This is a genomic window from Nocardia higoensis NBRC 100133, from assembly GCF_000308595.1.
Taxonomy (GTDB): Bacteria; Actinomycetota; Actinomycetes; order Mycobacteriales; family Mycobacteriaceae; genus Nocardia; species Nocardia higoensis.
The window spans coordinates 19,938-27,677 of record NZ_BAGA01000175.1; the positions used below are offsets into that span (position 1 = coordinate 19,938).

6 protein-coding genes are annotated in these 7,740 nt (G+C 70.9%); 5 read left to right on the forward strand and 1 reads right to left on the reverse strand.

Annotated features, from left to right (window positions below; genetic code table 11):
• The first annotated feature begins 106 nt into the window (after window positions 1-106).
• Genes ON26_RS28315 through ON26_RS28325 form a run of 3 tightly spaced genes read left to right on the forward strand, consistent with a single transcriptional unit; the run spans window position 107 to window position 3,029 of the window.
• Window positions 107-1,327, forward strand: coding sequence for a cytochrome P450 (locus ON26_RS28315; RefSeq protein WP_051027787.1), 1,221 nt, complete (start codon window positions 107-109; stop codon window positions 1,325-1,327).
• On the forward strand, window positions 1,324-1,845 hold the full coding sequence (locus tag ON26_RS28320) for a Zn-ribbon domain-containing OB-fold protein (protein ID WP_218000646.1): 522 nt from the start codon (window positions 1,324-1,326) through the stop codon (window positions 1,843-1,845). The genes ON26_RS28315 and ON26_RS28320 overlap by 4 nt, the downstream gene beginning before the upstream one ends.
• Window positions 1,842-3,029 carry a thiolase family protein gene (locus ON26_RS28325; RefSeq protein WP_040800919.1) on the forward strand — a complete coding sequence of 396 codons (1,188 nt, stop codon included), beginning with the start codon at window positions 1,842-1,844 and terminating at the stop codon, window positions 3,027-3,029. The genes ON26_RS28320 and ON26_RS28325 overlap by 4 nt, the downstream gene beginning before the upstream one ends.
• Window positions 3,030-3,046: 17 nt before the next feature.
• On the opposite strand, the gene ON26_RS28330 is transcribed toward ON26_RS28325, so the two are convergent.
• On the reverse strand, window positions 3,047-5,692 hold the full coding sequence (locus ON26_RS28330) for a cation-translocating P-type ATPase (protein ID WP_040800920.1): 2,646 nt from the start codon (window positions 5,690-5,692) through the stop codon (window positions 3,047-3,049).
• Window positions 5,693-5,938: 246 nt separating this feature from the next.
• Between ON26_RS28330 and ON26_RS28335 the strand changes: the two genes are divergently transcribed.
• Together ON26_RS28335 and ON26_RS28340 are read left to right on the forward strand one after the other, a co-directional pair.
• Window positions 5,939-7,120 carry a 4Fe-4S dicluster domain-containing protein gene (locus ON26_RS28335; protein WP_083884420.1) on the forward strand — a complete coding sequence of 394 codons (1,182 nt, stop codon included), beginning with the start codon at window positions 5,939-5,941 and terminating at the stop codon, window positions 7,118-7,120.
• A complete protein-coding gene (locus ON26_RS28340) occupies window positions 7,107-7,616 on the forward strand; it encodes a cyclic nucleotide-binding domain-containing protein (protein WP_051027791.1) in 510 nt (169 codons plus the stop codon). The genes ON26_RS28335 and ON26_RS28340 overlap by 14 nt, the downstream gene beginning before the upstream one ends.
• Window positions 7,617-7,740: the final 124 nt, after the last annotated feature.

Sequence of the window (7,740 nt, forward strand, 5' to 3'; positions counted from 1 at the left end):
GCCTCGTTTTCCAGAAGGCTAACTAGGTAAGCGAGGAAGGGTGGTAACTTTGGCGGTGAATTCACGTCACAGAATCACGTCACATCGGACTGCGAGGTCGAACCTGATGACCGAGACCGCACCACCGGCCGCCCCCTTCGAGACGACGTTCGACCATCGAACGGACGACGACATGCGCGCCGATCAGTTCGCCCGATGGGACGAACTGCGCGACAGCTGCCCGGTCCGGGTCAACCGGACCGCCGCACCGCGCCCGGTCTGGTACCTGCTCGATTACGACGACGTGCGTGCAGCCTTCCAGGACTGGCAGACCTTCTCCAGCCGTTCGGTGGAAGCCTTCGAATCGGCGGAGATGGCCGCGGCCAAGAAGCCGTGGATCCCCGTCGAGGTCGATCCTCCGCTGCACGCCGAGTACCGCACCCTGGTCGCGCCGTTCTTCGCCCCCAAGGTCGCTCAGGACATGGCCGACGACATCCGCAGGCAGTGCGGCGAACTCATCGACGCCTTCGCCGGGCAGGGCCACCTCGACTTCGTGGCCGGCTTCGCCAAGGATCTGCCCACCCGGGTCTTCCTCACCCTGATGGGCATGCCGCTGGAGGACGCGCCGCGCCTGCTCGCCTGGGTGGACACCCTCATGCACACCAAGGCCGAGGACGACCCCGACTACTCCATCCGCTACGGGGTCCGGGCCCAGATCATGGGCTATCTGGGCGAGATGCTCGACAGCCGCAGGCGCGAACCGAAGGACGATCTGCTCACCACCCTGGTCAGCGCGCCGCTGCCCAGTGGCCGCACACTCACCACCGACGAAGCGCTGGCGATGTCGTTCCAGCTCTACATGGCGGGCCTGGACACCGTCGCCAATGCCCTCGGCTACACCTTCCGGCACCTGGCGACCCATCCCGAACACCGGGCCGCGGTCGCCGCGGGCACGGTGAGCGCCCGCGACGTGACCGAGGAAATGCTGCGCTCGTACTCGGTCGTCAACACCAGCCGGGTCGTCACCACCGATGTGGAGATCGGCGGCTGCCCGGTCAAGGCGGGCGATCGCGTCGTGCTCGCGACCGCCGCGGCCAATCGCGACCCGGCCGAGTTCGAGGATGCCGCCACGGTCGTCTTCGGGCGTAAGCCCAACCGGCACATCGCGTTCGGCGCGGGCAAGCATCGCTGCCTCGGATCGCATCTGGCGCGGGTCGAGCTCGAGATCGTGATCGAGGAGTGGCACAAGCGGATTCCGGACTACCGGATTCCGGCCGGTGCGGTCGTCGAGGACCACGTCGGCTCGGTCTCCGGGCTGGTGGAACTCCCGCTCGAGTGGACTCCGTGAGCCCCGTCCGGCCGCTGCCGCTGGTCACCGACGACAACCGTCACCACTGGTCGGGCTCGGCGCAGGGCTGGTCCGTGCTGCGCTGCGGTTCGTGCCGCCGGTGGCTCCTGCCGCCGGCCCCGGTGTGCAGGCACTGTCACGCCGACGGACCGGTTCCCGAGCCGGTGAGCGGCGACGCCCGGCTGCTGTCGTGGACGCTCAACGTCCAGCCGTGGCTGCCGGGGATGGCGGTGCCGTTCGTGGTGGTGCTGCTGGCTCTCGCCGAGCAGGACGACCTGCGCCTGCTGACCGATCTGCTGGACGCCGAGGGGAACATGGTCCGCACGACGGAGGGACTGTACGTCGGCGCCCCGCTGAAGATCGTCTTCGAGCAGGTCGCCGACGATGTCGCCCTGCCGCAGGCCACACTGGCCGCCGCCGGGCCGTGGCGCAGCGACAGCGAACGACCGAGCGCACAGCGACTCGCGGCCCCGGATCCCTCGGGACCGGAAGCCGGAAATCAGGAGAGGAACGTATGAGCGCGCACGCCGAGGACTCGGCCGTGGTGTCCGGCGTCGGCTCTTCCGCCGTCGGACGCGGACTCGACCGGTCGGCGCTGTCGCTGGCGCTGGAAGCGATCAAGAACGCGGTCGCCGACGCGGGACTGACTCTCGGCGATATCGACGGCGTGGCCACCTGGCCCGGCCGCGCCGACCACATGCCCGGTTTCTCCGGTGTCGGGGTGGCCGAGGTGCAGCAGGCGCTCGGCCTGGAACTGGACTGGTACTGCGGCGGACCGGAAGGGCCGGGACAGCTGGCGCAGGTGCTGAACGCGATCGCCGCCGTGCATGCCGGATTCGCCCGCCATGTCGTGTGTTTCCGCGTGGTCACCGAGGCGAGCGTCCGCAGGTCCGGCAGGCGCCCGTCGCAGTCGGGGACCGGCGGCGGCCGCGTTTCCGGTTCGACCGCACTGCTGGCGCCCTACTACGCGACCTCGGCGGCGGTGTGGGTCGCGCTGCTCGCCCGCAGGCATATGGAACTGTTCGGCACCACGCGCGCCGATCTGGCCCGGATCGCGATCAACAACCGCGCCAATGCCGCCCTCAACGAGGCGGCCGTGCTGCGCGAACCGTTGACGCTGGACGACTATTTCGCCGCGCGTACGGTCTCGGACCCGCTGTGCCTGCTCGACTGCGACATCCCCGTCGACGGCTGCACCGCCGTCGTGATCAGCGCCGCGGACACCGCGGGCGATCTGCGCCGTCCGCCGGTGCGCATCCTCGCTTCCGGTGGCGCGCTGCACGATTCGCCCACCTGGTTCGGTCGCGCCGACCTCGACACCATGGCCGCGCACGACGCCGCCGCGATGATGTGGTCGCGCACCGACCTGACCCCGGCCGACGTCGACTTCGGCGAACTCTACGACGGATTCAGTTTCCTGACCCTGATCTGGCTGGAGGCGCTCGGCTTCTGCGAGCGCGGCGAGGTCGGCGCGTTCCTCGACGAAGGCCGCACCATCGCCCGCGACGGCGCGCTGCCGCTGGACACCCAGGGCGGACAGCTGTCCGGCGGGCGTCTGCACGGGCTCGGCTTCCTGCACGAGGCCGTCCTGCAACTGCAGGGCCGGGCGGGTGGCCGGCAGCTACAGGGCAAGCACGAGGTCGCCGTGGTCTCGGCGGGCGGCGGTCCGCTGGCCGGCTGCCTGCTGCTCGGCCGCGGCTGACCCGGCCCGCACGGGCTTCAGTCCGGGGACCTGCTCGCGGCACGCCGGGCGCGGTAGCGCATCCATTCGTCCACGCCCCACACCACCACGGGGAACGGCAGCACCATCGCGAGCATCCATCCCTCGGGCATGGCCGTGCCGAACAGTTCCTGCAGCGGCGCGACCGTGATCAGCGCCGCGGTGAACGCGATCTCGAAGGCGCACCCGCCGAGCAACAGCCGGTTGCTGGTCGGTCCGATGGCTGCCAGCGACGCCCGGGTGGTGCGCGCCGCGAAGGCGGTCCCCAGCTGGCAGGCGACGATGCCGACGAAGGTGATCGTGGTGGCCTGCAGGTAGACGTGGTGCAGTGGCGCGCCCTCCCCCACCTCGTCACCGGGCCCCCAGCCCGCCGACAGCAGGACGGCGAAGAAGCCGGCGAGCACCAGAATCGCCGACACGACACCGAGGACCGCCCAGGCGCGCACGAGCATTCGCCCCGTGATGACGCCCTCGCCACGCGGGCGCGGCGGCCGGTCCATCAGGCCCGGCTCGGCAGGCTCCCGACCGAGCGCCAAGGCGGGCAGCGTCTCGGTGCCGAGATCGATCGCGAGGATCTGCAACACTGTCAACGGCAGCGGAATCGCGCCTCCGGACAATGCGAAAACCAGGAACGGCACGATCTCGGGTACCGCATGGGCGAAGATGTAGAGCACGAATTTGCGGACGTTGTCGAAGACCCGCCTGCCTTCTTCGATGCCGACAGCGATGGTGGCGAAATTGTCGTCGGTGAGCACCAGGGTGGCGGCCTCGCGGGCGACATCGGTGCCCCCGCGCCCCATCGCGACGCCGATATCGGCCCGCCGCAGCGCGGGCGCGTCGTTCACACCGTCGCCGGTCATCGCGACGACCTCACCGTTCTGGCGCAAGGCGTCGGCGATGCGCAGCTTGATCTCCGGAGTCGCGCGGGCGAAGACCGTCTCCACCGGCTCGGCCAGCAGCGCGTCGAGCTCGGTGTCGGACAACGTGTCGACCGTGGCGGCGTCGATCACCCGGTCGACGCCGATCCCGACGCGACGGGCGATCTCGGCGGCGGTGCGCCCGTTGTCACCGGTGATCACATGGACCCGGATGCCTGCCCGGTGCACCGCCGCCACGGCCGCGGGAACCTCGGGCCGGGGCGGGTCGAGCATGGCGATCGTGCCGAGGAAGACGAGGTCGCCCTCCGCCTGGTGCTGCGCGGGCACGTGATCGCAGACCCGGTGCGCCACCGCCAGTATCCGCAGGCCACCGGCCGCGACCTGCTCGGCCTCGGCGAGCAGCCGGGCACGGTCCTCGCCGGTCAGCGGCCCCGACCGGTCTGCGACGCACAGCGGCAGCACCGATTCCGGAGCGCCCTTGACGTGGACGACCGGGCTGCCGCCGATCTCATCGACACTGGACATGCGTTTGCGGCCGGGATCGAACGGATACAGCGCGAGGCGGTCGGTGCGGCGGCGGTCGGCGCTGACGCCCACACCCAGCTCCTCGGCGTAGCGCAACAGCGCGATCTCCATCGGGTCGCCGGACTCGTGTGCCCCGATCTCGGCGGTGCAGCACCAGGCCGCCGCTTCGGCCAGCTGCGGATCCCGCGGGGTGGGATCGACAACGGTCATGGCGTTCGTGGTCAGGGTGCCGGTCTTGTCGGTGCAGATCACCGTGGTCGAGCCGAGCGTCTCGACCGCGGACAGCCGCCGCACCACCGCGCCGCGGCGGGCCATCGATCGCACGCCCGCGGCGAGCGCGAGCGTGATGGTCGGCAGCAGGCCCTCGGGAACATTGGCCACCAGCAGCCCGATGGCGAACAGGAAGGCCGCGGCGGGGGTCAGCCCAGCCAGCAGCCCCAGCGGCAAGAAGGCCGCCGCGACGCCGACCGCGACCGCGGCGATCAACCACGCGACCCGGCGGACCTGGCGTTCCAGCGGACTCGGCTCGCGTGGAACACGTTGCGACAGCGCGGCGATGCGGCCGAGTTCGGTGTGGACCCCGGTACCGTGCACCACCGCGCGAGCCGCGCCGCCGGTGCACAGGGTGCCGCTGAAGACGAGCGCAGGCGAGTCCACCGCGCGGTCCGCGGTGTCGACCAGGTCTATGCTGCGGGTCACCGGCACCGACTCACCGGTGAGCGCCGACATGTCGACCTCGACCGTGCCCGCGACGAGCCTGGCGTCGGCGGGGATCCGCTCGCCTTCCTCCAGCAACAGCACGTCACCGCGCACCACCTCGGGCACGGGGATACGGCTGCGTTCGCCGTCGCGCAGCGCCCACACCTGCTGAGGCAGGAACCGCCCGAGCGCCTCCACCGCGTGCTCGGCCTGGTTCTCCTGCCAGAAGGCCAGCGTCGCATTGAGAATCACCACGACCACGATCGCCGCGCTCAATACCGGTGAACCCGAGACCGCCGCGAGCCCGGCCGCGCCCCACAGCAGCAGGGCAAGCGGATGCACCAGCTGTCTGGCCAGCGCCGACCAGAGGTTTCCGCCGCGCCGCTGCGGCAGCTCGTTGGCGCCGTACACCTGCAGGCGACGCGCGGCTTCCCGGCCGGTGAGCCCCTGGGGCGTCGTCCGTAGATCGCGGAGCAGCGCCGCGACCGGTTCACGGGGGTCGACGATGCCCGTCTGGCCGTGCTGCCGCACTTCGACGTCCATACCGCTCCCACTCTCGGTCCGCGCAGCCGGACATCGACAGTTCCGCGCCCTGCACCACGCCGAGGACCAGTGGCCGTCGCCCAGGCCGGACGGCCGATATGTCGCTCTTTCACGGTGGCACGGGGCCGACACAGGTGACAGCGGCACTCGGACCCCGGTCCGAGGACTTTCGCCCCTGCCCACCGCCGCACCGGCAGAGCAGACTGGTGGCGGATCGACAGCTTCGGCCGACGAACCGAGGACCACATGATTCCTGGCGACAGCGAGATCATAGACCGCGCGGGCTTGGACCGCTTGGTCGCTGTGCTCGGCGGGCGTGGTTATCGGGTCGTCGGGCCGCAATTGCGCGAGGGAGCCATCGTCTTGGACGAACTCGCCTCCGGCGCGCAACTGCCCGACGGTTGGGGCATCGAAGCCGAACCGGGCCGCTACCGGGTGCACCGCCGCGACGACGACGCGGTGTTCGCACATTCGGCCGGACCGGGATCGTGGAAGCAGTTCCTGCTTCCGCCCCGCCGCAAGGTGTACGACATCGACGCCGACCTGGCGGCCGTTCCTGTCGACGACACAGCACCGCCATATGCCTTCCTCGGCGTGCGAGGCTGCGATCTCGCCGCGATCTCGGTCCTGGGCCGGGTGCTCGACGGGGCAGGCGCACCGGCCGATTCCCCGGCTCGCCGCCGCGGTCTGTTCGTCGTCGCGGTCAACTGCACCGAGCCGAGCGGCGTGTGTTTCTGCGCGTCCATGGGCACCGGGCCCGAGGTGTCGCCGGGATACGACCTGGCGTTGACCGAGCAGATCGACGAGGCCGGGCACCGGTTCGTGGTCGACATCGGCAGCGAGGAGGGTGCGAGCGTCCTCGACGAGGTCGTGCCCGCCGCCGTGGCCACCGTCGCACAGCTCGACGCGGCGCGAGCGGCGGTATCGGCGGCCGCGGGCCGTATGGGCCGGGCCATGCCCGAGGTCGATCTGCGTGCGCTGCTGCGGGATTCGCGGGAGTCACCGCACTGGCAGGACGTGGCGAGCCGCTGCCTCACCTGCGCGAACTGCACCATGGTGTGCCCCACCTGCTTCTGCACCACCTACGAGGACGTCACCGATCTCACCGGAGACCACGCCGAACGGTGGGAGCGCTGGGCGTCGTGCTTCGAACTGGACTTCTCCTACCTGCACGGTGGCAGCGTGCGGCAGTCCGGAGAGAGCCGGTACCGGCAGTGGATCAGCCACAAGCTGAGCACCTGGTACGACCAGTTCGGCACGTCCGGATGCGTGGGCTGCGGGCGGTGCATCGCCTGGTGCCCGGCCGGGATCGACATCACCGCGGAAGTGGCCAGTCTCGCCGAACTGGCCGGCGAGACCGCAGGCGACGGCTCCTCCGCCGCCGAACACCTCCCGACGACGGCAACCACCGGCGATGACGACCGCTGACGAGCTGGCCGAGTCCCCCCGGCTGGCCTCGCTGAGCCACACGGACCTCGCCATACTCGCCGGGATAGGGCAGGACGTGCACCTTCCGCCGGATCGGCGACTGCTCGTGGAAGGGCAACCCGCCGACCGGTGCTGGCTGATCCGCCGCGGCGCGATACTGCTGGACACCCCGGTGCCCGGCCGGGGCTATGTGGTGATCCAGACCCTGGGCAGCGGCGACCTGCTCGGCTGGTCCTGGCTGGTGCCCCCGCACCGGTGGCACTTCGGCGCGCGGACGGCCGAATCCGTCGACGCCGTCGAATTCGACGCCGTGAGGCTGCTCGAGGCCGCGCACGCGGACCCCCGGTTCGGATTCGCGCTGACCCTGACGCTGTTCGCGGCGTTGCTGGATCGGCTGCAGGCCACCAGGGCCCGGCTGCTCGATCTCTACCGCAACCCCGGCGAGGACGAGCGGGGCCGGGCACTCCGAACCGATGGGGAACGGAGCCGGCCGTGAACGCCGACACCATGCTCCGGTACCGGGTCACCGACCGCACCTCGCAGACGGCCGACACCACCACACTGACGCTCGAACCCGTCGACGGCGCCGCGGAACGGTTCCGGGCCGGCCAGTTCATGAT

What these genes read in the sequence shown, in the direction of transcription:
- ON26_RS28315 (WP_051027787.1), top strand. Translation starts at nt 107, where the DNA reads ATGACCGAGACCGCACCACCGGCCGCCCCCTTCGAGACGACGTTCGAC.
- ON26_RS28325 (WP_040800919.1), top strand. Translation starts at nt 1,842, where the DNA reads ATGAGCGCGCACGCCGAGGACTCGGCCGTGGTGTCCGGCGTCGGCTCT.
- ON26_RS28330 (WP_040800920.1), bottom strand. Translation starts at nt 5,692, where the DNA reads ATGGACGTCGAAGTGCGGCAGCACGGCCAGACGGGCATCGTCGACCCC.
- ON26_RS28335 (WP_083884420.1), top strand. Translation starts at nt 5,939, where the DNA reads ATGATTCCTGGCGACAGCGAGATCATAGACCGCGCGGGCTTGGACCGC.
- ON26_RS28340 (WP_051027791.1), top strand. Translation starts at nt 7,107, where the DNA reads ATGACGACCGCTGACGAGCTGGCCGAGTCCCCCCGGCTGGCCTCGCTG.